Origin of the sequence: Xenorhabdus mauleonii, assembly GCF_900113945.1 — a bacterium.
GTDB lineage: Bacteria > Pseudomonadota > Gammaproteobacteria > Enterobacterales > Enterobacteriaceae > Xenorhabdus > Xenorhabdus mauleonii.
Genome location: NZ_FORG01000002.1, coordinates 313,657 through 339,138 on the forward strand (window position 1 = coordinate 313,657; position 25,482 = coordinate 339,138).

The 25,482-nt window shown below is 41.5% G+C and carries 21 protein-coding genes and 1 pseudogene; 8 read left to right on the top strand and 14 right to left on the bottom strand.

Annotated elements, in window-relative coordinates:
- Positions 1-9: 9 nt before the first annotated feature.
- The 3 genes and pseudogenes from BM100_RS23515 to BM100_RS02735 form a co-directional block, all read right to left on the bottom strand.
- A pseudogene (locus tag BM100_RS23515) lies at positions 10-1,188 on the bottom strand (AMP-binding protein); the annotation flags it as partial.
- Between the two features lie 263 nt (positions 1,189-1,451).
- Positions 1,452-2,600, bottom strand: a complete 1,149-nt coding sequence (locus BM100_RS02730) for an acyl-CoA dehydrogenase family protein (protein ID WP_092507693.1) — start codon at positions 2,598-2,600, stop codon at positions 1,452-1,454.
- Positions 2,593-2,844: an acyl carrier protein gene (locus BM100_RS02735; RefSeq protein WP_092507695.1), complete on the bottom strand. Its 252-nt coding sequence runs from the start codon at positions 2,842-2,844 to the stop codon at positions 2,593-2,595. Before BM100_RS02735 ends, BM100_RS02730 begins: the two co-directional genes overlap by 8 nt.
- 873 nt (positions 2,845-3,717) lie before the next feature.
- Between BM100_RS02735 and BM100_RS23520 the strand changes: the two genes are divergently transcribed.
- Both BM100_RS23520 and BM100_RS02745 read left to right on the top strand, forming a co-directional pair.
- A complete protein-coding gene (locus BM100_RS23520) occupies positions 3,718-5,589 on the top strand; it encodes an S-type pyocin domain-containing protein (protein ID WP_092507697.1) in 1,872 nt (623 codons plus the stop codon).
- A 4-nt stretch (positions 5,590-5,593) separates the two neighbouring features.
- Complete coding sequence (locus tag BM100_RS02745; RefSeq protein WP_092507699.1) at positions 5,594-6,301, top strand: hypothetical protein; 708 nt, start codon at positions 5,594-5,596, stop codon at positions 6,299-6,301.
- Positions 6,302-6,851: 550 nt separating this feature from the next.
- Here the strand turns inward: BM100_RS02745 and cysM are convergent.
- The 6 genes from cysM to BM100_RS02775 all read right to left on the bottom strand — a co-directional run bounded on the left by cysM (position 6,852) and on the right by BM100_RS02775 (position 12,890).
- A complete protein-coding gene (gene cysM / locus BM100_RS02750; protein ID WP_092507701.1) occupies positions 6,852-7,733 on the bottom strand; it encodes a cysteine synthase CysM in 882 nt (293 codons plus the stop codon).
- Positions 7,734-7,875: 142 nt separating this feature from the next.
- Positions 7,876-8,964 carry a sulfate/thiosulfate ABC transporter ATP-binding protein CysA gene (gene cysA, locus BM100_RS02755; RefSeq protein ID WP_092507703.1) on the bottom strand — a complete coding sequence of 363 codons (1,089 nt, stop codon included), beginning with the start codon at positions 8,962-8,964 and terminating at the stop codon, positions 7,876-7,878.
- The gene (gene cysW, locus BM100_RS02760; protein WP_092507705.1) at positions 8,954-9,820 is read right to left on the bottom strand and encodes a sulfate/thiosulfate ABC transporter permease CysW; all 867 of its coding nucleotides are present in this window, start codon (positions 9,818-9,820) and stop codon (positions 8,954-8,956) included. The genes cysA and cysW overlap by 11 nt, the downstream gene beginning before the upstream one ends.
- Complete coding sequence (gene cysT, locus BM100_RS02765; RefSeq protein WP_092507707.1) at positions 9,817-10,650, bottom strand: sulfate/thiosulfate ABC transporter permease CysT; 834 nt, start codon at positions 10,648-10,650, stop codon at positions 9,817-9,819. The genes cysW and cysT overlap by 4 nt, the downstream gene beginning before the upstream one ends.
- On the bottom strand, positions 10,650-11,687 hold the full coding sequence (gene cysP / locus BM100_RS02770; protein ID WP_092507709.1) for a thiosulfate ABC transporter substrate-binding protein CysP: 1,038 nt from the start codon (positions 11,685-11,687) through the stop codon (positions 10,650-10,652). Before cysP ends, cysT begins: the two co-directional genes overlap by 1 nt.
- Positions 11,688-12,266: 579 nt before the next feature.
- On the bottom strand, positions 12,267-12,890 hold the full coding sequence (locus tag BM100_RS02775) for an RpoE-regulated lipoprotein (protein WP_092507711.1): 624 nt from the start codon (positions 12,888-12,890) through the stop codon (positions 12,267-12,269).
- 213 nt (positions 12,891-13,103) lie between these two features.
- On the opposite strand from BM100_RS02775, the gene BM100_RS02780 reads away from it, so the two are divergent.
- Positions 13,104-13,607 carry a hypothetical protein gene (locus BM100_RS02780; RefSeq protein WP_092507713.1) on the top strand — a complete coding sequence of 168 codons (504 nt, stop codon included), beginning with the start codon at positions 13,104-13,106 and terminating at the stop codon, positions 13,605-13,607.
- 99 nt (positions 13,608-13,706) lie between these two features.
- Here BM100_RS02780 and BM100_RS02785 read toward each other — a convergent pair whose 3' ends face one another.
- Positions 13,707-14,129, bottom strand: coding sequence for a GNAT family acetyltransferase (locus tag BM100_RS02785; protein WP_092507715.1), 423 nt, complete (start codon positions 14,127-14,129; stop codon positions 13,707-13,709).
- Positions 14,130-15,007: 878 nt separating this feature from the next.
- Between BM100_RS02785 and BM100_RS02790 the strand changes: the two genes are divergently transcribed.
- From BM100_RS02790 to BM100_RS02810, 5 genes are all read left to right on the top strand, one after another.
- The gene (locus tag BM100_RS02790) at positions 15,008-15,787 is read left to right on the top strand and encodes a hypothetical protein (RefSeq protein WP_092507716.1); all 780 of its coding nucleotides are present in this window, start codon (positions 15,008-15,010) and stop codon (positions 15,785-15,787) included.
- 505 nt (positions 15,788-16,292) lie between these two features.
- Positions 16,293-17,201 carry an oxygen-dependent coproporphyrinogen oxidase gene (gene hemF / locus BM100_RS02795; RefSeq protein ID WP_092507718.1) on the top strand — a complete coding sequence of 303 codons (909 nt, stop codon included), beginning with the start codon at positions 16,293-16,295 and terminating at the stop codon, positions 17,199-17,201.
- 389 nt (positions 17,202-17,590) lie between these two features.
- A complete protein-coding gene (locus tag BM100_RS02800; protein ID WP_092507720.1) occupies positions 17,591-18,643 on the top strand; it encodes a M4 family metallopeptidase in 1,053 nt (350 codons plus the stop codon).
- 249 nt (positions 18,644-18,892) lie between these two features.
- Positions 18,893-19,951: a M4 family metallopeptidase gene (locus BM100_RS02805; RefSeq protein ID WP_092507722.1), complete on the top strand. Its 1,059-nt coding sequence runs from the start codon at positions 18,893-18,895 to the stop codon at positions 19,949-19,951.
- Positions 19,952-20,217: 266 nt separating this feature from the next.
- Entirely contained in the window at positions 20,218-20,481 is a 264-nt protein-coding gene (locus BM100_RS02810) for a protealysin propeptide domain-containing protein (protein ID WP_244590549.1), read from the top strand.
- 196 nt (positions 20,482-20,677) lie between these two features.
- Here the strand turns inward: BM100_RS02810 and der are convergent, their stop codons facing one another.
- The 4 genes from der to hisS form a co-directional block, all read right to left on the bottom strand.
- Positions 20,678-22,168, bottom strand: coding sequence for a ribosome biogenesis GTPase Der (gene der / locus BM100_RS02815; RefSeq protein ID WP_092507724.1), 1,491 nt, complete (start codon positions 22,166-22,168; stop codon positions 20,678-20,680).
- 208 nt (positions 22,169-22,376) lie between these two features.
- Entirely contained in the window at positions 22,377-23,549 is a 1,173-nt protein-coding gene (bamB, locus tag BM100_RS02820; protein ID WP_092507726.1) for an outer membrane protein assembly factor BamB, read from the bottom strand.
- Between the two features lie 15 nt (positions 23,550-23,564).
- Positions 23,565-24,185 carry a YfgM family protein gene (locus BM100_RS02825; RefSeq protein WP_092507728.1) on the bottom strand — a complete coding sequence of 207 codons (621 nt, stop codon included), beginning with the start codon at positions 24,183-24,185 and terminating at the stop codon, positions 23,565-23,567.
- 13 nt (positions 24,186-24,198) lie between these two features.
- The gene (gene hisS, locus BM100_RS02830) at positions 24,199-25,476 is read right to left on the bottom strand and encodes a histidine--tRNA ligase (protein WP_092507730.1); all 1,278 of its coding nucleotides are present in this window, start codon (positions 25,474-25,476) and stop codon (positions 24,199-24,201) included.
- Positions 25,477-25,482: the final 6 nt, after the last annotated feature.

The following is a 25,482-nucleotide window of genomic DNA, read 5'->3' on the forward strand; positions in this document are numbered from 1 at the left end:
ATACCCTTCCGCCAGACATATGCCGCCGATAGCGATTTCGCCTGTTTGTGACGCTATTTTTAAGGTCAGATTTTCCGGATCAACGATGTACATCCGGCATCCGGTGAGCGGCTGGCCGATTGGAATGTGCGCTGACGACGTTTCCATACCGGCCTCAGACATATCGTCATTAAATATGCAGTCATAAAAGCTGACATCGATGGCCGCTTCTGTCGGGCCATACAAATTGGTCAACAAACAATGCGAAGTAAACATGTCCTGAAATTGCGTCACCAGACTGGCAAGCAATGATTCCCCACTGACATAGACTTTGCGCAATGCCGGCAAGGGTGATTGAGATTCTGCATGGTTGGTTTGGGGTGCCTGTTCCTGTAATTGCTCCTGTAGTTCTTGAAGCACTGGCTTCAACAAACTGGGAACAAAATGAACCACCGTAATGTTTTCATCTACCAACGCCGCCACAATGCCTCTGGGGAAAGACTCCAGACCCGGTTGCAGAAGATAGTTGCTGGCACCATTTAACGCAGGTAAAAAGAGCTCCCACACAGAAACATCGAAAGTCAGCGCCGTCCTTTACAGGATAATGTCCGCATCCGTCATTTCGCTGTGTGCCTGATGCCATTCCAGCCGGTTGATAAATGCCCCATGATTGACCAGAACGCCTTTTGGTGTACCGGTTGTGCCGGACGTGAAAATCAAATACGCAGGATCTGTCGCCCGCAATTGAAGCGCATCTGAGCCGAACGTGTCTTGCAGGGACTGCTCCGAAAGTGGCAAGGTGGTGATTGCTTCCAGACGTTCACGGCTAATCAGTGCCAATTCAACGCCGGTTTGAGTAAACAGATTTTCCTGTCCCGCATGACAAAAAGCGATGCGGCACTGGGCTGTCGAAAGCATGGATGCCAGACGGGCTGCGGGCGTTTTCATGTCTACAGGAAAGTAGACACCTCCGGCCAGCAGCACCGCATATGCCGCCACCAAAAACTCAGGGCTGCGTTCAAGCCCGATGGCAACGCTATCCCCTTTACGCACACCGCGCTCATTAATCAGGTCATGGGCCAGCCGCTGTGAACGTTGATATAACGTCTCCCAAGACAGAGTATTTCCTTTTCCCCAGCGTATCGCTGGAGCCGGGTTATCTCTCGCCGTACTTTTGAAATAATCAGTAATCAATCGTCCTGTTTTCATGACGCTCTCGTCCTCTGATTGCTGGCTTTTCTACCCGCTGTCTTTCAAGTTACAGCTTGGTTGGCGGCACCTTGAAATTCATTGGGTATCGTTTTTATGGTTTCAGATGTGTTTGCGGCCCGATGTCACCACTGAACGGTTAAACAATAGGGAGCCGTCCGCCGAACAGGAGGTTTGGCTTTTCGGGCCATATTTATGGGAATAATGTGTATGGGAATTAATTTATGGATGAAGCGATACGGGTTAATTTATCTTTTAAAGACTTATTGGAGATAACTGTATCGATTACAGACTTCTTTGCCGATCAGCATTTTTTGCAGTTCATTACTTCCTTCAACAACTTGCAGGATTTTTGCATCCCGATAAAGTCGACTGATGCCATTTTTCTCCTCACATCCATGACCGCCGTGGATCTGAACCGCTTTCGCGGCAGCAATGCCGGCTTCATGTGATGCGAATAATTTGGCCTGAAGGATTTGCTCAAGGGCATCTTCATCCTTGGCTTCTTTGGCTTTTGTTGCTGATAGGCAAATGAGTTGTGAGGCGAGCAAGCTACTGGACATCTCAGCTAAATAACCGCGGATAATGCCCTGATCCGCAAGCAATGTGCCAAAAGTAGTGCGTGAATTAGCCCGATGGGCAGATGCAGCCAAGGCGGCTTGCTGTATTCCCAGCGCTGCCCAAGCCACGCTGATGCGGCCATAATCCAGTGCGCTGTTGGAAATGAGGTTTTGTCCAAATCCGGGTTTTCCGACAATATTTGTCTTGGGAATTCGGCAATCGTTGAAATCCAATACGGCCAGATAGGCACTCTTGAATCCCAGCATATTTTTCTTGGCCGTGATGGTTAATCCCGGCGTGTCCTTGGGAACCAAGACGGCGGTATCCAACCCTTGGTATTTACCGAAGACCAGAAACAAATCCGCTATCTGGGCGAATGTAATCCAGCTTTTTTGCCCGGTTACACTCAACTCATCCCCGGAATCTGTGAATTGTGTCGATAAATTTTTAGAATCCCCTCCCGCTGATACTTCCGTTTGCGCGAACGCCCCGATAATCTCCCCTCTCACCAACGATGCCAAAAAGCGTTGTTTTTGATCTTGAGTTCCCCACTCCTCAATGGTTTTAAGCATCATTGAATGTACATTCAGCAACCCTGTCAGTGATCCGCTGCCTGCGCCTATCGCCATATTCAGCAACCCGAATGTGGTGGCGTCAAAGCCCAAACCACCATTTTCAGATCTTGCCAATCCACCCAGCCAGCCATTCTGCGCCAGTTTATGTACAACATGGGCGGGGGTTGCTTCGGCTAAGTCCCATTCGTCAGCATAAGGCGCAACCTCGGCGGCTGAAAACTGCTCAAATTCGTGTAACCATTCCTGCTGTTTTACAGATAAAAAACGATTAAACATTTGCTGCCACCTTCCTACCCAAAAAATCACAGACTGCTTGGATACTGGAAAAATTGGCGTTATCAAGGTCATCAAGCTCAACCTTAATTTTGAAGTTTTTTTCCAGGAAGGAAATGAGTTGAATGGCGGCCAACGAGTTAACCAAACCAGTTTCAAAGATATTGACTGTATCGCCCAAATCTTGCTTACCTGAAAGTTTGCACAAATATTCAGAGACTAACTTTTTATGTTCAGATGTGTTCATTAAGACTTTCCCTTTACCAGCTTAATTTCATGATGAGACTTTTGTTTGCAGTATTCTTCCGAATGATTGATAGCTTTTCCCAATGCCTTTTTCGTCTTTTTGACGTTACGTAATTGTTAACTTAAGATTAAAATTTATTAGACATAGCTACCGCACGGTGGATTATTCCACCAAAAATAAGAAGTAATTGGAATATATATCTATTGAGGATAGTGATTACATGTAGATTAATAACAAAATGGCGTCTTTTACATAACATAAAATATTATGTGGATTTTTATTATTAGGAAGCCAACTATATAAGGCTTAAAGGTATGTTTTGAAAAATGAAATGCCTTTAAAATAAGGGTTTTCTACCTTTGCTTAGAATTAAAAATGAAACTCAATCAATAAATGATATGTTTTTTTTCTTGTCATCTATCTTTCGATATACAGTCAGCTTATTAATTTTTGTTATTCCCAAACGGCAATAAAGTGCCTTCTGACCCTACGCTTTGAAGCACGATTTCAGCCTGAATGAATGCATGACTACTTAAAATCCTGTATTTGGTTGACGCACAGGTGACCTTCCTTCCTCCAAACTCCCTTGTTAAAAAATAGTGAACTTAGTCACATTAGGATGACAAATTCTCATTTTCAGACTGTTGGAAAAAGCAGTTATTTTTTAAAAATGTTTAATAAAAATACAGTTTTTTATCATACCTACCTGCCACTCAATCTGATTATTCAGATAATCATACTAAATTTCCACATTATTACTTAGCCTGTACATTTAATATTTTTTATGCATTGATTTTAATTTAATCACAAACTCGTTTAGCATCCTTGTTTACTTTTGAAGCTACCAGACATAGGCATAAAAGGATTTCATTGATGAGTGATACAGGAAGATTGGACTGCGTATCCTGCCATCAGATATTCAAGTATTGGTTGGAATTTCAACTGACCGATAATCAAGGCAAGCCGTTGGGCGGTATTCCTTATACCCTGAAAAGCTGGGATGGCATTGTGAAAGCCAGTGGTGTGACCGACGGCCAAGGCGTTATACGGGAAGATAACTTACCGCCGAAGCCGATGATCCTACATGTAGATGCGCAAAAATTAGCGGAACAACTTATTGAAAAATCCCCTGCGGAAATAGTGAAAACAGTAAAAAGGACAGGGAATTATCATCAACTGGTGCCGGGTAACATCAGTAACGCAACGCCGAAGGTGGAAGGCTGGACACAAGAATCTCTGCTCGATTCACGATATTACCCCGATCCCAGTTACCCGGGATTTATCGCAAGACCGAGCCATAACCGACGGCATATATTGGAAATTGCCCGCATTGCCAAACCAGTCTTTGCCAAATCCTGTCTGCAACCTGCGGGTTGTACCGATGCCGGGACGGATACTGAACCGCATACCCATTTTGGTGAAATGCAGGTGATAGAACCTGCTCATGGGATGGTGCCTTTACCGCCTCAGATGTTACTGAGAACAGGAATAGGAGGAGCTGGTGCACTTACTGCGGTAGGTGTTGGCTCTACGATGGATAGAGGCCGTGAATTAGATAAAGAAATCACTCGCCTGCTGATATCCCAAAGCGAAAAAAGCAACGTTGACTTATTCCGTTCTGATTCAGTGACCAGCAATGAATTTGCGATGAAAACCCTTCTGGTAACCGCCGGCATCATGCTGCGCAATTGGTGGGAGGGTAGTGACAATGATTTACTGAGTCTCGAAAATTTACAGGAAATTGCCGACAAAAAAGGAACCGCGCCGACCCGCGTTCGCTACCGCTTTGTAGAAGATGCCCAGACAGGACAACTCACCGCCGTGGGATACCATACCAGTGAGCACAGCGGCATGGAGGACGTGAAAGTCCGACGCGTACAATATAGTGCATCATTCAATCGGTATGAATTTTGGGAAGATGACGCTTCATCTCCGGCATTGGTCTGGCATTTTGATACCGTACCGGATGAATTGTCACAAGATGCTGTTAATCGGTATGTCCCGCAAAATTCGAGTGTAAACACCAAGGTAGCCGTACTTGACCCCAACATAACGGGGCAAACTCCGGGGCTTCCGATACCCGATCAAAGAGATTGGCGGGATGGGGCTTATATCAATCCACAACAAGATCTCAATGAGATTGCTGGAAATAGCACGTCAACGCCGATACCGGATGCGAGGGAGCATGGCTCGACCAAATTGACCTCTCCAGCTCCGGAGGAAAAGGATTTTCGCGATTATATTCTGGTATTTCCTATCTCGGGTGTGCCGGCGATTTATGTTTATTTGAATAGCAACCATGAAGAGGTAGAAAAGAAGGAAGCTCATGAAAAATTAGCTAAAAAGATTCAACAGAAAGTAACAGCAGGAAAAATATCAAAAATATCTTCAGGAAAGGTATCTCATACTGGATATCATGGCAGATTGTCAGATGAGAGAATTCAAGAAATTGTTAAAAACCCTGATGGAGTTTATGCTTCTAGTGGTGGGTACAATAACATTATTTTTGCCAAAGATGGTGATATAGTCGTTTTCTCTGGTAATAAAGCAGGAGCATATAAAGGTCAAGCTATAACTGCATATGGTCCATCGGGTCAAAGAGGTAAAAGTGGTGCTGCTATTTATGGTGGTTTAGAAAATGATCCTGGTTTAGCCATTACAAACGATATGATTATTAATGGGAAGATACCTAAACCGGGCGGTGGTTTTTTATCCCCGGCAAATAGTCTAGATATAGGAGGATAATAGTATGGATAAGATTCGTTGGGAGTTATCCAGATTTAATGTTTTTTTTACAGGAAAGTATAATACTATATATGATGTAGAAGAAGATATTAATACATTATATGGCAGTAGTAACTTTAGTGGATTGGATTCAGTAGATTGGTTTTTGCTTAATAAAAAGAATAATAATTTATCTTTTGTATTATTGAGTGTTCCTTCATCATTTTGTAATGATGAACAAGATTTTGAACAGTTTGAAATTGAGAGATTAATACACTTAGAATTAGATGACTGTATTCATAATTTTGTTAAAAAAGTTATAATGCAGGAAAAAGCTTTTTTTTCTCTAAAACGAAACCAATTAATAGTTTCATCTAATATATCATCTGCATTTTACAAAGTGAAAATCTCTGATGACCTTTATTTTTTATTAAACTCAGAACGTGATTATGTTGGTTTTTTGTTGGAAAATTCAACTGAAAATATTGTTGGTTATTCGAGTCCAGTTAATAATACGTTATTCAATGAATTATTACTACGAATGATGAATCTATGTAATGATAAAGCATATGATGCGATGGATGATCAAGATGAAAAATACTTAATTATGTTAAATGAATTGGAAAAAGATTGTCTTAGCGAACAGCATAGAGATGCTCGAATTTCTGAAATAAGAATATTTATAAAAAATTCAAAATCAACTTTTTATGATATTGATGAAGATAATGATTAGAAAATAGATACAGTTATCCGGGCTTTTGGGCACATTGTGCTATAATAAAATCAGCGAGCTAATGTTGAAATATAAAGGCATCGTTTATTGATTTAAATCATCTAACAGGCAATAAATTAAATTTATTGCCCTGTCATTAAAATATAGTCATCACGCCGCTACAAAAATAAAAAATTGCAATCTAAATATAAGAAACATCAATTAATATCATTAATTTGTTAAAAGTAAATAATTCAAACTCTTCTAATTATAATGCCAAGTTTAAAAAATTTGGGGAAACTAATTACATTAATAATCTATCAACTCAAAGCCTTCATGGTTTTGTTAAAAAAATTTCCAAAAAGTGTAATATATCTTTTAAAAATACGATATTTGTCTGTTGATTTATAAAATTCCCTCCGTGTTCAAAAAGCCTAAAGTAGTATGAAGACAAACTATTATAATTCTCTAGAGTAGAATAATATTTTGTGAGTTATTTTTTATTCAAGGTGATCACAGAGGTGATCACCAAGTGCAAATCTTTCCTAATTAAAAAAGTCAGGCATAGAGATTAATTAAATACCCCTGTAGACAAATATCTGTCCCCCCGATCACAAATCACGGTCACAATGACCGCACCGGGATTTTCAGCCGCAATACGCAATGCGCCAGAAACGGCACCTCCCGAACTGACACCACAAAAAATACCTTCTTTCCGAGCCAATAAACGCATTGTGGTTTCAGCTTCTTCTTGTGTGATATCCAAAATCTGATCCACCAGCTCTTTCTGATAAATACCGGGCATATAAGCCGGAGACCAACGTCTGATCCCCGGAATATGGCTATTTTCTGCCGGCTGTAAGCCTACGGTGTGAACGTTGTTTGATTGAGATTTTAAATAGCGGCTCACGCCTGTTATGGTGCCGGTCGTTCCCATGCTGGAAACAAAATGGGTCACTTTCCCCTGTGTCTGCTGCCAAATTTCCGGGCCAGTGGTATTAAAATGCGCCAGTGAATTATCCGCATTATTAAATTGGTCGAGAACTTTGCCTTCGCCATTTTTTTCCATTTCTTGCGCCAAATCCCGTGCACCTTCCATGCCCAGCGCTTTACTGACCAGAATTAATTCAGCACCATAGGCCCGCATTGACGCCTGCCTTTCAAGGCTCATGTTTTCAGGCATCAATAACTTCAAGCGATACCCCTTCACCGCTGCGAGCATGGCCAGTGCGATGCCGGTATTACCACTCGTTGCTTCGATCAGAACTTCACCCGGCGCGATTTCCCCACGCAGTTCCGCTCGCTGGATCATTGAAAGTACCGCCCTGTCTTTTATTGATCCCGCAGGGTTGTTGCCTTCCAGTTTGACCCAAATTTCCGCATCGACACTTTCCGTAAGCCGTTGTAGTTTTACCAGAGGTGTATTACCTATAAATGTTTCCAAACTTGCCACAGCATTACCTAATTCATATTCATATGTGAATGGATAAACAAATAATCACATTCAGAAAACCGTAGCAATATATTGAGCGAAAAAAAATCCCTGTTCCCCGCATAACGGGGAAACAGAGATGCAGTGGTAATCGTAAATAAAATCAGGCGGATTCAGCCAATCTCATCATTTTTAACGGAGATTCTCCCGCGTACAGGCGTGCTCCTGTGCCACCAATAAAATAATGCTCCCCCCTAACGGGAATTGATGAATCATCCATCCAGACCACAGATAAATAATCATCTCCCCATCCCAGAGGTTGAACAGAGATAAGCGAAAAATGCCCGCGTGGGCTGACTTCCATCACCTGAACCGGCAAGGGAGAAAAAGTGGTCTGCTGACTGTTGAGTCTCATATCCCAAGGACGGAAAAACACATCAACTTCACCTTGATGCAGGGGCTTTCCATCCAATGGGAAAATGCTGCCGCCGATCCAAAGCTGGGAGCCTTTAACCTCACCTTGCAGTTTGTTAACCTCTCCCATAAATTCAAGTACAAATCGGCTGTCCGGCTCCCGCCATACTTGATGAGGTGTGCCAACCTGTTCAATGCAACCCTGCTTCATGAGAACCACCCTATCAGCCACTTCCATTGCTTCTTCTTGATCGTGGGTGACGAATACGCTGGTAAATTTCAATTCTTCATGAAGCTGGCGCAACCAACGACGTAATTCTGTCCGTACCTGTGCATCCAGGGCGCCAAAGGGTTCATCCAGCAAGAGGATTTGTGGCTCGACAGCCAGCGCCCTTGCCAATGCCACTCGCTGTTTTTGCCCACCAGAAAGCTGTGACGGATAACGTTCAGCCAGATGGGACAACTGCACCATATCAAGCAGTGCCATCACCTTGCGCCGCAATGCTTCGCCATTGGGACGCTGGCGGCGGGGAAGCACGCTCAGACCAAAAGCCACGTTATCAAATACTGTCATATGACGGAATAAAGCGTAGTGTTGGAATACAAACCCGACCCGCCTGTCTTTCGCGTGTATCCGACTGACATCCTGCCCGTGAAATTTCAACTGGCCTGCGCTTTGTTGTTCAAGACCCGCAATTATCCTCAGCAATGTCGTTTTGCCAGAACCCGATGGGCCGAGCAGGGCGATCATTTCACCCGATTCAATGTTCAGTGAGATTTCATTTAATATTTGAGAGCGGCCAAAAAATTTACTGATTTTATTGATTTCAATACTCATATTCTGCTCCTGCTCTACTCTGACGGCTCAAACGCCATTGCAATGCACTTTTAATTATTAAAGTGATAATCGCCATCACGGCCAATAAAGCGGCGGCGGTAAATGCACCTACGGTGTTGTAATCCTGATACAGCAATTCCACCTGCAAAGGCAGCGTATAGGTCTCCCCCCTAATTGCGCCGGAGACCACAGACACAGCGCCAAATTCTCCAATTGCCCGTGCATTGGTCAGAACGACACCATACAACAGTGCCCAGCGAATATTCGGCAGGGTCACCCGCCAAAACATTTGCCAGCCAGAAGCTCCCAATAACATCGCGGCCTCATCTTCCTGACTGCCCTGACTCAACATCACCGGCACCAATTCTCGAATAACAAATGGGCATGTCACAAATACCGTTACCAGCACCATTCCCGGCCATGAAAACATTAATTGAATGTCATACGTTCCCAACCAACTTCCCAGCCAGCCATTGGCACCATAAAACAGGAGATAAAGCAGCCCGGCCACAACCGGCGAAACGGCAAACGGAATATCAATTAATGTCAGCAATAATTGTCTGCCGGGAAATTGAAAACGTGTCACCAGCCATGCTGTTGTTACGCCAAAAAGCAAATTGACGGGCACCGTGATAAGCGCGATTAATATCGTAAGCCAGATAGCATGCAACATATCGGGATCGGCAAGATTCTGGATCAGAATGTCCACTCCTTTGGAAAAGGCGGTCAGGAAAATCCACGCTATCGGGATCACCAGCAAAAGCACTGAAAAAAGGATGCCCGTGCCAATCAGTAACCATTTTCCCCAGTTTCTGGAAGAGCGCTGCGTCACTGTGTATTCGGTAAACTCGGTCATGATTGCCCTCCTATCCGTTTACCAAAGCGGCTTTGTAAAATATTGACGCTAAATAGCAGTAATAACGATGCCGCAAGGATAACGGATGCAATCGCACTGGCAGCCGGATAATCAAATTCTTGCAACCGCACAAAAATCATCAGGGATACCACTTCGGTTTGCCAAGCAATGTTGCCCGCAATGAAAATGACAGCACCAAATTCCCCCAGACTCCGCGTGAATGAGAGTACGGTTCCGGCCAGCAACGCCGGTGAGACTTCAGGTAAAATGACCCGCCGGAAAGTCTGCCAACGGCTCGCCCCCAATGTTTGTGCTGCTTCTTCATATTCAGGGCCAAGCTCTTCAAGTACCGGCTGTACGGTACGAACAACAAAAGGCAGACTGGTAAATGCCATGGCAACAGCAATGCCCAGCCAAGTATTGGAGACTTTGATATCAAAATTGCCAAGCCAGCCGCCATACCATCCGGTTGCTGAAAACAGTGTGGCCAGCGTTAAGCCCGCCACGGCCGTCGGCAAGGCAAAGGGCAGATCCATCAAACCATCGAGCAAGCCGCGTCCCCAAAATCGATAGCGGGTTAAAATCCATGCCATCAACATGCCAAAAACCATATTGAACAAGCTGGCAACTGCGGCTGCCAGCAATGTCACCTGATAAGCGGCAACAACTTGCGGATTGGCGATCACTTGCCAATATTGCGCCCATGTCATGCTGGAAAGTTGAAGGGTCAATGCACTCAAAGGCAATAACAAAATCAGGCAGGTATAAAATAAGCTGCTGCCTAAACTCAATCCAAATCCGGGCAAGACGCGTTTGTTAAATCCCAACATTATTCACGTCCTTCTGCCAATAGCTGTTCAAGTGTGCCGCCCGCACTGAAATGAGTTTTCATCGCCTCAGGCCAGCTACCGAATTGTTCTTCCAGACGAAATAGTTGGGTCGCGGGAAAATGGGCTTGATGTGCCTGCATAACATTTTTATCCAGCACCCGATAATTAAAGCCGGCGATAATCTGCTGGGCGGCTGGGCTATACAAGTAATTCAAATAGGCTTTTGCCACCGTTTCCGTACCATTTTTCTGAATATTTTTATCTACCCAAGCTACCGGGAATTCAGCCAGAATATTCACCGGAGGCAGGATAATTTGGTAATTCTCTTCGCCATACTGCTTGCGGATGTTATTGATCTCAGATTCAAAACTAATCAAAACATCCCCCAATTCCCGCTCAATAAATGAAGCCGTTGCCCCACGCCCGCCGATATCAAACACGGTGACATTCTGCAAAAAACGCTGCATCAATTGACGGACTTTCTTGGGTGCATGAGGATTTTGCTGCTGAAAGGCACCCCATGCCGCCAAATAGGTATAGCGGCCATTGCCTGAAGTTTTGGGATTCGGGAACACCAGCGCGACATCATTACGCACTAAATCATCCCAAGTGCGGATATTTTTGGGGTTACCCTTGCGGACTAAAAAAGCCATCGTGGAATAATATGGCGAGCTGTTATTCGGCAAGCGCTGCTGCCAGTCGGCCGGAATGAGATCACCACGGTCATGCAGGATCTGGACATCCGGGACTTGGTTATAAGTGACCACATCGGCCCGCAATCCATGCAGGATAGCCAATGCCTGCTTGGATGAACCAGCATGGGATTGTTTGATGGTCAATTGATCTTGCGGATGTTGTTTATGCCACTGTTTTTCAAATTCGGGATTCAGGCTCGAAAACAATTCTCGACCAATGTCATAAGAACTATTCAGCAATTCGGCAGCCAAGGCATGGGTACTAAAGGTACTGAGACAGCCCCAAAGCAACAGGGCACCCCATCCACCCAATAAGTTATTTTTTAGTGTTACGCTATTCATCCTACACCCTGCCCATCCCGCGATTTGATAACTATTTTTTTACCGATAACTATTTCTCTTACCGATAACAATATCTTCTATAGATAACGATGTGTTCTATACCCAATAGGTTTCAAATTGCAGCGTGACAGCAAGTGAGCAGATCCCAGATACATTAATAACTCAGTTATCGGAAAGCGTGAACATAGCCAACAGAGCAGCAACTTGAAAGATGCAAGGTATACTGTATCCAGAATATTTATAACAAGGTAGCTTACTAAGCCCTGTTTTATATACCGAATTTTTATGAGAAATGATGAAATGCAATAAGATGCAGAAAAAATGTAAGGGGATTAATTCCAAAGGAGAATCAAAGAAACTACAGGCATGTTTGATGAAAATGATGGGAAGAAACACTGAGTGGAAATTAAATAATAAGTAAATGATGGTTCCCCGCCCATCGAGCAGGGATTTACGGCGTCATCATAAAAAATGAATAATGCTTTTAACTATGAATCATGTTGTTAATTAAAAGCATTATTGCTGTTACTGTGGTTGATTTAAGGCCGTGTTGCCAAAATAAAAAACATATTCAATATATTATGACGCTTTCCAGATTATCTTGGAGACTTTCCATTCCTTCAAAATATCGTCCGCAGGCATGAATTCTTTTTGCCCATCCCAAGTACCGCTAAAAACATAGCTCACATGCTGACTTTGCGGAGCGGTGCAAATTACTGTCGGTTGTGCGGAGAAATCATCAGAACGTTGGCATGCACCATATGCCTTGTCATACAGGTCAGAAAAAGGGGTGCCGATCTTTGTTCCCCAAACTGTTTTAATATTTGAATCCAATATATCAATGCGATTAACCTTGCCTTTGTCTAAACCATAAAATTCGAGTTTGACTTGGTTGTCTTCCATTCCCTGAATGATGCTAGTTAATTTGCCGTCTTTAGTTTCCATGCCGCTACGCAGACGATATTTTCCGTCCAACCCTTGCTCAATCGCAGATTGCGTCATGTTCGTCTGCCGACTGATCTCTCCCAAACCTTGATCAGACACTTTCAATGAACTGCCAAACCAGTTAAAAGGCGACAGAGAAGGCCATGAAATTCTCATTGTTCCGGCACAGGCTGTTAACAATAATGAGCATCCCACTAGCCCACTGACCATAAAAATGCGCTGTTTTGAAAATACATTGGATGCAAAAAATTTATCCATCACTGTTTCCTACCTTAGTCTTTGCAAGCTGTTACCTGTTTATCAGACCACACGCTCAGAAAATCATTCAGTTGTGAATATAAAAACAGTTCCTAAACACAATCATTGAAAGAGACGTTAATGATTAAACGATTGCAGAACTGTTTACAAAAAGACACATATTATTTTCATATCACTATTTTTGTCTGATTTTCAACAAAAATGAGGTATTTTATGAACATTTATGTGATAGTAACAGCATTTATAACCGTATTAAATGCCCTATATATGCCTAAAGCATTATGTATATCCAAGGCATTATGCTCGTCCAAATCATCATGCATAACCAAGGTATTATGCAAAAACATATTGTGCAAAAATGCACGCAACAAAGAGCTAACGAAAACGCTCAATTGCCCTGCTCACCATCATAATGTACTGGCCAGCAGTTTATCCAAAAATAAAAGCAGCAATTATTGGCCCGAAAGTAAAAACAACAATGAGCAAAAAATGTGTACTAATTACCAAGTGCCTGCTGGGTGGGTTGTCTTGGCAGGGAAAACTGACGTATCCGCACCTGAAGACTATTATTTGTTTAAAGATGATAAAGGTAATATTCAGGTCAAAATAGTTTCCAATGAAAACGATAAACATCCCTTAATGCAGAAAGACCTGCTTATTATAAAAAACAATTTGTTAAAAAAATGGATATGTTCAATTAACGTAAAGGCAATATAAAAACCATAGATAAATAGCGAAGTGTCACTTAGCTATTTAATATTTACAGTTTTTATATTCCCTGTTGCTGCTTTTATACCACCATCATATAGGAATATATTAATCAACAATTAACCGTTTGCTGAAAATAACATTTTCTTGTCCCCAATAATCATATTCCATTTTTTCACACATACAAATAGTTGCGTCATTTTCTTCTGGAACCATAATCACAATGCTTGGGCACCCTCTCGCCAATAATTTTTTCTCTAGGCGAGAGACCAATGCATTGGCAATTCCCCTGCTTCTGAATTCAGGATGAACTCCCAGATAATAAGCATGACCACGATGCCCATCATAGCCCCCCATCACTGTACCAACCACTTCTCCAGCAACTTCAGCAACCAGAAATAAATCAGCATCATGGGTTAGCTTGCGTTCAATATCAGTTTCTGGATCATCACCAGAATTAATCAAATCACAACGTTCCCAAAGTGTGATGACGGCTTCAAAATCGTCTTGCCGAAATACGCGAATTTCCATCGTTAGCCAGCCTATTTAATAAGCAATTTTATCAGTGTTAATTATCACTGCTTTGATTTTGGAATCAATGTGAAAATGCGTTTACTGATACCCGTGGTATACGGTCAACAGAAGACATAAACTAACCAAAATAAAAGCAGAATTGAATATACCTAATGTTAGTTTCATATCTTGGTACTTGTCCATGATTATCATTTAAATATAAAAATCAAATAATTAATATGTTGCTCAAACTGTATGCTGCTCCCGCGTTTACTGGTGTTTTTTCATTCTGGCAGTAAATTGCGTATGAATTTCGTATAAACAGGTGAATAAATATCTTGAATGCTCATGGCAGCCGGATTCAGCAAGATCAGGGCAAAAAACTTCCCGTTCATCACACGGTGGTTCTGAACATGACGTCGCCCTGCATGCACTAAGATACAACTCTATCAGTATCCATGCGTCATAGGAAATAGCGTAATGAGCCATTATCTTTTCCCAGTCATGAGCCCAAATAGATGGGAATAATAGTAATTTACATTGAGAGAGCAAACTAAACATTAAGGGCACAGCCTAAAATAGTAAGCACCCGCATTGTTTAAATACACGGAGAAAATAACTTATTTATATTGCTTATGATTAATAACCGCTCAAAACATCTCTTGATTAATGTAAAAAAGAGCGTATAAGTTATACGATTAGCAAGTTGGTTTAATAAGCCAATCTTTCAAAAACAATTAATTTTTATATTTTAAAATCAGATAATTACCTCCTATAAATATTAAATCGCAGTTCGCAAGATGAAAATTGCTTATTATTGACCCTGCTCTAACTCACTGAACGAGATAAGATAATAACTATATCTTGGTGTTCCCAAAGTATATATGGAGCATTATATGACAATCACAATTGAAGAAATTTTATACGATGCAATCAGAGAAACTAAATCTGTATTTAAAGTAAAATCATATAATATTGGATATTATGACCATAATATGTTGCCGGCAGAAACCAGAGGTTTTTATGGCGAAAAGGGTAATATTCTTAGAAAACGCGCATTTGATATAATATATGATGATACATTAGGAAAAAAATTAAATTGTAAAGAAATATATAATTATTTAAATAGGCAAAAAAATATTATTTTTGTAGGAAACTGCCTCTTATTAGCAATTTACTCCCTATATTACTTGAAGAAAATCCATAAACACACTTTTCGGTATTTATTTTATAAAATGGAATCAAATCATACACATGATTCACCATTATTAACTTTACAAGTCATTTCCCTTCTGAAACCTTATAGCCATTCATTTGTTATGGTTAGCCCTCCCAATAATAATGAAGAAAAACCCTATCTTGGTATGCAAACTCCTCCCAACCAATTTCCACGGGATGCCTGGATATGTGATCCTTGGGCGGATATTATTTGCCCTGCTATAAGTTATGATGAAAAATGGAAAATTACGATGAGTAAATGGAATTTTGCAGGAAAAACCGTCAATATCACCCATGTTAAAGTTAAAGAGGATACGGATCTGTCTCCACTGGGGAGATATGCCTACACTGCAATACAAATGGGACGTAAAATGATTGTTGATATGATTACAATATATCCTGATGGAAAAACCATCTTGCATGAAGACACTTCATCCAAAAGATGTAACATATTGTAAAGTTCAGAATGAAAGCGGCCTTTGGTTAAACCTTATAAATTATGATATTACATGATTTTAGTATGTTCATTTCAACAACAAGTCAGACACATTATGAACAAGAAGGAAAAACTTATTAAGTTTTTCCTTCTTGTTATATTACATGGCATTCAAAAATAGAATTGAAAAGTAGTATTAACAACTTCTATTGTAAAAATATAATGTTATCCCGCCATTGGTGAAATCTTGTGGTCAAGGTTTCACATTCCTAGGATAAGCATACCAGAGCGTCTGCTAGTACCTACTCTCCTTTCTTTCAATAATGATTGAGGCAGGAACAATTTTATATAACAATCGCGTTTTATTAATCATAACGTCTTTCTTTTCTTCCGCATTGTTCTTATCTTATGTTCTGTTTATAGGTTTGTTCAGTGTTCAATGTATAAGCAATTGTATAAACAAACACAAGTTGATTTCGTTACAAACAAAACTTATTTAAATAATATCAAATGGTTATGCTTTAATTATGAATATACCTAATTTATCTCAAGTGAAAGATTTTTTCCTCTCATTACAGGATCGAATCTGCCAGCAACTTGAACAAATTGATGGAAAAGCAGTCTTCATGGAAGATTACTGGCAGCGGGAAGAAGGTGGCAGTGGACGCAGCCGAGTATTAACCAGCGGTAATGTTTTTGAACAAGCAGGCGTTAATTTCTCTCACGTGATGGGAACGTCATTGCCAGGCTCAGCATCAGCCCAGCGCCCTGAATTAGCAGGTCGCAGCTATCAGGCAATGGGCGTATCCCTGGTTATTCACCCACAAAATCCTTACGTACCAACCAGTCATGCAAATGTTCGCTTCTTCATTGCTGAAAAAGAGGGAGAGCCGCCTGTTTGGTGGTTTGGCGGTGGTTTTGATCTCACGCCTTATTATGGATTCAAAGAAGATGTCATTCATTGGCATACCATTGCCAAAACGTTATGCCAACCATTTGGTGATGATATTTATCCCAAATATAAAGAGTGGTGCGACAGTTACTTTTTCCTAAAACACCGGAATGAACCACGCGGTATTGGTGGCTTATTTTATGACGATTTAAATACACCTGATTTTGATACCTGCTTTAAATTGACACAAGCTGTCGGTAATGGATTCCTGTCTGCTTATTTACCGATTGTAGAAAAAAGAAAAGATATGGTCTGGGGTGAGCGCGAAAGACAATTCCAATTGTATCGCCGAGGCCGTTATGTTGAATTCAATTTAGTTTGGGATAGAGGAACACTCTTTGGCCTGCAAAGTGGTGGCAGAACGGAATCTATATTAATGTCTATGCCTCCATTGGTGCGCTGGGAATATGGTTATTCCCCAGAGCCTGATTCGCCAGAGTCTGAATTATATACTTCATTTCTGATAAAAAAAGATTGGGTATAACAACTCAAGGCAGGAATAGAGATCCAATGGATTATATATTCCTGCCTTTATTATTTATGCCTAATAAAAACATTTACTCCTCTGTTAGATAATTATCAGAACCCTGATAAAAATATTTATTTTTTCATTGGCAAAACCCTGCCATAAAAAATCAATACCTCACCTAATGACTCACTTGTTAATTATGGTTAATATCCAAATCGGGCCCACAAAAAAACACAACATCTATACCCTATAGATTTCGAGTTGCATCAAGGCAGCATGGATTTCCATTCTCGGAAACATAGATAACCAGGTGTTTATAAAAATAGTGACCGAGGTAAATGAGCGCAGCCAATAAAGAAGCAATTTGAAAGACAATGGGGATAACAATAAAGAAGGACATTCTTATGGATAATAATCAAATCAACAAATACAGTCTGATCCCTCCTTTTGTTTTGGAAAAAATCTCTAACGACTGTGATGAATGTACGAGTCAATATGTGTCAAAAACACTAGACCATGTTTATCATTTAATGGATTATCGGCTTGAAGAAGATATGACCCTGCTGAAAAATGAGGTAGGCTCTGATAATAAATTAAACCGTACAATTTATAATGCACATAATAAAGAGGACTTTCCTGGAGAAGAGTTATCCCGCAGTGAAGGCATGCCTAAAAACAAAGATATTTCAGTTAATGAAGCATACAAATATCTTGGTATAACATATGACTTCTATAAAGATATTTTTGACCGGAATTCACTGGATAATGAAGGGATGAAGCTAATTGCCACTATTCATTATGGCGAAAATTACCTAAATGCATTTTGGGCCAGAAAGCAAATGGTGTTTGGGGATGGAGACGGGAAATTCTTCAACCGCTTCAGCTCTGCTATTGATGTTATCGCCCATGAATTAACTCATGGTGTCATCGAAAGTGAAGCCAATCTTCATTATAGCCATCAATCCGGTGCATTGAATGAATCGATTTCTGATGTATTTGGCATTATGGTCAAACAGTATGCCAATAATCAAAAAGTCAATGATTCAGACTGGTTATTGGGCCAAGGCCTGCTTGGGCCTAAATTCAATCCAGATAATAGTTCCGATGTTGCTTTGCGCAATTTCATCAACCCCGGAACTGCTTTTGCCGGAGACATCCAAGTCGGCCATATGGAAAAATACCAAGACCTCCATATCACAAAAGATAATGGCGGCGTTCATATAAATTCAGGTATTCCGAACAAAGCCTTTTATCTGGTGGCGACTACGCTTGGAGGATACGCCTGGGAACGAGCAGGAAAAATCTGGTATGAGACCTTGTTGGACAAACGGTTGTCTTCCTCTGCCACATTCGATGACTTTGCCAAGTTGACAGTGACAAATGCTGAAAAGCTATTTGATGATAAGGTTTCAGAGATTGTCAGCAATTCTTGGAAAGAAGTCGGTGTGCTGCTCTAACTCAAAAATCCAAAAAATATTAATAAAATATCAATCAACCCAAGAATACTAATATAAAGATAATTATAAAAATAAACATGAATGGGTTAAGGATGACCCATTATTATATTTACAAATTAACAATCAAAAGGATGAGAAAAATATATTTAAATTAGTGGAAAAGTAGAAAATACCGCTATTTGGATTAATACTTAATTTATAGCTCCCGAGGATAAATATATGTGCCATAGCTAAAAAAGGGGAATTTTTATGCTAAACAATCAAATTAAATTAAATAAATCAGGTATAATTCCACCTTATTTATTGGAATATGTCGTTAACGTTTGCGATCAAGATGATAAGAGCTATATATTAAAAACATTACAGCATGTTTATAATCTAATGAGCAACTATGCTGGAATGGAAATTCCAGTGCCCGGCTATCAACCCGGATTTGAAAAACAATTAAATAGAGATATTTTCAATGCAGAAAATAGCGATCGCTATCCGGGGAAAGTATTGCTTTTAAGTGAAGGCATGGGGCACATTTCCGATAAATCAGCGAATGAAGCTTATGATTATTTAGGTAAAACCTATGAATTTTATAAAGAAATTTTTGGGCGTAATTCCATTGATAACCAAGGCATGAAATTAGTCGCCACTGTGCATTATCAAAGTAACTATATGAATGCTTTTTGGGACAACAACCAAATGGTGTTTGGTGATGGTTACTTACCTTATTTTAATTGCTTTACTTCTTGTATTGATATCACAGCTCATGAGTTAACTCATGGCGTCACTGAAAATGAAGCGAGCCTTGATTATGCTTATCAATCCGGCGCATTGAATGAGTCTATTTCCGACGTGTTTGGGATCATGGTGAAGCAATATACAAACAAGCAAAAGGTGAATGAATCTGATTGGTTAATAGGCCAAGGAATATTTGGCCCCGCTCTCAATCCCAACAATGACCCCAATATTGCTTTACGATCATTCAAAAGCCCCGGAGAAGCAAATCCGAGAGACAATCAAGTTGGGCACATGGATCAATATAAAGACCTGCCTTTTAAAGATGACAACGGGGGAGTCCATAAATACTCAGGCATTCCCAATAAGGCATTTTACTTATTGGCAACGGCGCTGGGCGGCTATGCATGGGAGTACGCAGGAAAAATCTGGTATGAGACATTATTGGATAAGCGTTTATCTCATAAGGCCAACTTTAATGATTTTGCAGTGTTAACCGTTGACAATGCAGAAAAATTATTTGGTAAAGAACTTTCAAGCACGGTGACTCACTCATGGAATAGTGTTGGCATATTACTTTGAAAAAAGTTCCTACTCTTATAATCAAAGGCTAAGGAAGGCCTTTGGTTTTATTTTTTATTTTTTATTTCATTCCCGCCTAAAAAACGCCGTTAATTAAATTTTTCATTCCGCTCTATTTGATATTCATCAATAAAAGTGCATATCTGCCTATCCATTAATTTAATTATTCTACATATTAATACATCACTATAAAAAATTTACATTTTTAGTAGTGACTAATATTGTTGGTTTGGCTAATATTTAAGTTATGGCAAATAGATAAAAACATGGCAACTGATAAAAAAGGTATTATTATGAACAACAATAAAAAATGCAAAAAAAAAATAATTCCACCTTATCTGCTGGAATATATTGCGAATAATTGTGATAGCAATGATAAAAAATGTATATTAAATACATTAGAGCATGTTAATGAGTTAATGAAAAAATCCGTTAAGGAAGATCCTCATCCACCGAAAGACAACTCCATAATTTATAATAAAAAAACACTTCCTGAAACAGAAAATACTTGTTCATCATCAGGTAAGTGAGTTTTGTGCTGAAATCGGGACTGCTAAAATTTAGTTTTCAATTGGCAGCTTCAGCAATCACATTTTTCAATGGCAAGCGAGTGTAACCAACAAAAATGTAACATAAGAAATGACGGTTATATTCCAATTAATAGTTAAGGTAAGGCAACAGTTAAGGGCTAAAAAAATAGCCCTTAACTTTATGTATATATTTTAATTAGCGTTTTTTCATATGTTCCATTAAACGCTTACGCTTACGAAGCTGGGTTGCTGTCAATGTATTCTTCTTGCCTGCATAAGGGTTAGCTCCTTCCTTAAACTGGATACGAATAGGAGTTCCCATTACTTTTAAAGAACGACGGAAATAGTTCATCAAATAGCGTTTATAAGAATCAGGCAGATCTGTTACTTGGTTACCGTGGATAACCACAATCGGCGGGTTATAGCCCCCTGCGTGGGCGTATTTCATTTTAACCCTGCGACCGCGGATCATCGGCGGCTGATGATCATCTTCCGCCATACGCATGATACGGGTTAACAAGGAGGTATTAACACGGCGGGTTGCACTTTCATAAGCTTCCAAAATGGACTCAAATAAGTTGCCAACGCCACTGCCATGCAAGGCTGAAATAAAGTGAACGCGTGCGAAGTCAACAAAGCCCAGACGCAAATCCAGCATATCTTTAACGTGCTCTTTATCTTCCTGAGTCATGCCATCCCATTTATTGACAGCAATAACCAGAGAACGGCCACTGTTAAGGATAAAACCAAGCAAAGAGAGATCCTGATCGGAAATACCTTCACGGGCATCTACCACCAGCAGGACAACGTTGGCGTCTTCAATGGCCTGAAGCGTTTTGATAACAGAAAACTTTTCAACCGTTTCAGTCACTTTCCCGCGCTTACGAACACCTGCGGTATCAATCAGGATATATTCACGGCCATCCCGCTCCATTGGAATATATATGCTGTCACGGGTTGTTCCCGGCATATCGAAAACTACGACACGCTCTTCTCCCAGGATACGGTTAGTTAATGTGGATTTCCCCACATTTGGGCGACCGACAATGGCAAGTTTCAGCGGCAAGGTCGTAGGATCAAAGTTATCCTCTTCTTCCTCTTCGATAAAGGAATCTTGTTCCGCTTGCTCTATCTCTGCCCAATAAGCCGCATTGGCTTCTTCTTCTGTTAATTCAACCTCTTCTGTTTCTTCTTTATCAGAAAAAGGCAACAAGACTCGTTCAATCAGCTGTGTTACGCCACGACCATGAGAAGCAGCGATGGAGTAAATATCGCCCAATCCCAATGAATAGAATTCAGCAACTGAAGTTTCAATATCAATGCCATCGGTTTTATTCGCGACCAAAAAAGTCGCTTTTTCACGACTGCGCAAATGTTTTGCAATTGCATGATCTGCCGGCATTAAGCCTGATCTGGCATCGACCATGAAAAGAACGATATCCGCTTCTTCGATAGCCATCAGAGATTGCGTAGCCATATGTGTTTCTACGCCCTCTTCCGTACCATCAATACCACCCGTATCAATGATGATGAATTCCTGCCCTTCAACCTCTGCCCGTCCATATTTACGGTCGCGGGTTAAGCCAGGAAAATCCGCGACCAGCGCGTCTCTGGTTCGGGTTAATCGGTTAAATAAGGTGGACTTTCCAACATTGGGGCGACCAACCAGCGCAACGATAGGTATCATTTTTTGATGCCTCATGACTAAATGTAAATCGATATCCTACTGAAAGTAAGCGGCCCAATATTGTTCACAACATTGCTTACTCGCTACAACTTTGTTCACTACAATAGTGCTCACTACTGCAAGATACTAAAAAGACGAAACGGCCCCTGTTACTGTCAGCACAGGAGCCGTGTATAGTTTTATGTACAACTTATAACATGTTCTGGAATTAGCGGGTATACAGGTAAACTGTCCCGTCCTTCGCTTGTACCATCAGTTTATCACTGGCAACAACCGGGCGGCTCAACAGACCTGAACCATCCACCTTATGCTGGGCCATAAATTTGCCATCAGTTGTATTCAACCAATGCAAATAACCTTCGCCATCACCAACAACCAGATAGCCATTATACATTTCTGGTGCGGTTAAGTTGCGATGCAAAAGTTCGTCTTGCACCCACAAGGTGACTCCATCGCTCTTGCGCAGGGATAAAACCCGGCTTTCTTGATCAACAATGAAAATATTGTCATCAGTGACAACCATATCATTCACAGAGCCAAGATCGCGTTTCCAGATAATTTGACCGGAACGCATGTCCATTGCCACTAAATTGCCGTTATAGGCAATGGCATAAACCACATTGTTGGAAATGACAGGCGTCATATCAACATCGTTCAGGCGATCAATATCGGTCGTACCAGTCAATTGGGAAATGCGTTGTTGCCAAATCAACTGCCCCTGAGAGAGCAGAACCGCACTGACACGGCCATTATCACCACCCACAATTGCCGCACCATAAGCAGTAGCAGGAGCTGACTCACCACGCACTGATAATGGCGGCGTGTCCATGTTGACTGACCATAAAACCTTGCCATTAGCTTCGTTCAGCGCCTGCAACATACCATTGCCAGTGTGAATCAAAACCAGCCCCTCATCTACAACAGGACGTGACAGAGCTTCACCAGCAACGGTAGATTCCCACGCAATTTCACCGTTGGCAGTATTCAGCGCGATGACTTTCGCTTTTTCTGTACCGACATAGAGATGATCGCCGGACACAGTCAAGCCACCAGAAAGCAATGCTGGCAGATTAGCTGACAGGAGGCCTGTTTTTTCAGCCAAATCAACTGACCACAGCTCTTTTCCACTGTCTATATCAAACGCTTTAACAAGCCCTTTGCGATCAGCAGCGTAAATTGTCGATCCCTGCCAAGCAGGTGACAAGTGAGAATAATAGTCACCAATTCCGTTTCCAACGGATTTATCCCAAACAACACGGGGATTGAATTGATTTTCAATCTTCGGCAACGGTGACATTACTACCGAATCCTGTTCGCTAGAACATCCAGCCAGCAGAACAGAAGCAACCAGCCCAACCAAGAGTGTTTTTCGCAGTTGCATTAGAAGTTGGCTCCCTTAGTTGGATAAATTATTAAGTTTAATTTTCATGAAATCTTTCATTATTTGAGGGCCATCAGCGCCAAGCCCATTGGAATATGCTGCACGCGCACCCGCAATATCGCCTTTTTTGGCCAGAATATCACCACGGATATCTTCAACGGCAACAACCCAACCTTTGCCTTTGATTTGTTCCAGAGTTTTCAATGCAGCATCAGTTTTATCTTCCGCCAATTGAACCCGGGCCAAACGCAGATTGGCAATAGATTGCATGTCGCCATCTTTCGCCTTGCCTGATGCCGCCAGCAAATTTTTCTCTGCTTGAGCTAAGTTATTTTGCTCAACAGCCTGCTTTGCCAGTTCCAGATCGGTCATGACACCGTAAATGTTATTCGTTTCATTAGCGAACGTTTCTGCCGCAGCAATGCTTTCTTTCGACCCTGACACCAGCGATTTGTTCATTTTTTCAAATGATTCGGCTGTTTCATACAATTGGTTTGTCTGATGCCCTTTCCAGTAATTCCAGCCAATCAATGCGCCAATACCCAGAATTAAACCAACAGCAAGGTATTTGCCGTTGGTGGCGAAAAAACGCTTTATCGCGTCTACTTGTTCAGTTTCAGTGGTATAGACTTCCACAGAGTCTCTCTCCTTAGCCTAAAAGTTCGCTCAAACGTGCTGCGATCGCTTGTTGTGACAACGTTTCTTGTTCGCCGTTACGTAAATCTTTTACCGTAACATTGCCGGCTTTAATTTCATCTTCCCCAAGGATCAGGGCAACTTTAGCGCCATGCTTGCCCGCACGAGCCAATTGTTTCTTAAAGTTACCGCCGCCATGATTGGTCATCAGACGTAACTCTGGCAGTTGATCACGAATTTTTTCTGCCAGTATCAGTGCTGATTGCTGACTGCCTTCCCCCAAGGAAGAGAGGTAAACATCTGCAACGGTCAAATCGGCAACAAAGTCAGGATTAACTTCCTGCACTAACAGAACCATACGTTCCAGACCCATTGCAAAACCAACAGCCGGCGTTGCCTTTCCACCCAGTTGTTCAACCAGGCCATCGTAACGCCCGCCGGCACAGACGGTTCCCTGCGCACCCAATGCGGATGTTACCCATTCAAAAACAGTACGGTTGTAGTAATCAAGGCCACGCACCAGACGCTGATTAATGCGATATTTGATACCCGCACTATCAAGAAGTTGGCACAAGCCATCAAAGTGCTCTTTTGATTCGGCATCAAGATAATTAGACAGTTCCGGTGCATCATTAAGAAGTTGCTGAATTTCAGGATTTTTGGAATCCAGAACACGCAATGGGTTGGTATACATACGGCGCAAGCAATCTTCATCCAGCTTATCTTTGTGCTGCTCAAGGAATGCCACGAGTGCTTCGCGATAATTTGCACGTGCTTCCAGTGAACCAATGGAGTTCAATTCAAGCGTAACGTGCTCTGCAATACCTAATTCACGCCACCAACGGGCGGTCATTAAAATAAGCTCAGCATCAATATCCGGCCCTTGCAGACCAAAAACTTCCGCACCCAACTGATGGAATTGGCGATAGCGGCCTTTTTGTGGGCGCTCATAGCGGAACATTTGCCCGATATACCATAAACGCTGTTCCTGATTGTACAGCAGACCATGCTGGATACCCGCACGGACACAACCTGCGGTGTTTTCTGGGCGCAGGGTCAAGCTTTCACCATTGCGATCGTCAAAGGTATACATCTCTTTTTCGACAACATCGGTAACTTCACCAATGGCCCGTTTAAATAACGGGGTCTGCTCTATAATCGGTGTTCGAATTTCGCTGAAACCATAACCTGATAGCACTCGCTTCAGAGTAGATTCAATTCGTTGCCAGATAATAGTATCAGCAGGAAGACAATCGTTCATGCCACGAATAGCCGGAATATTTTTCGTCACGTTTTT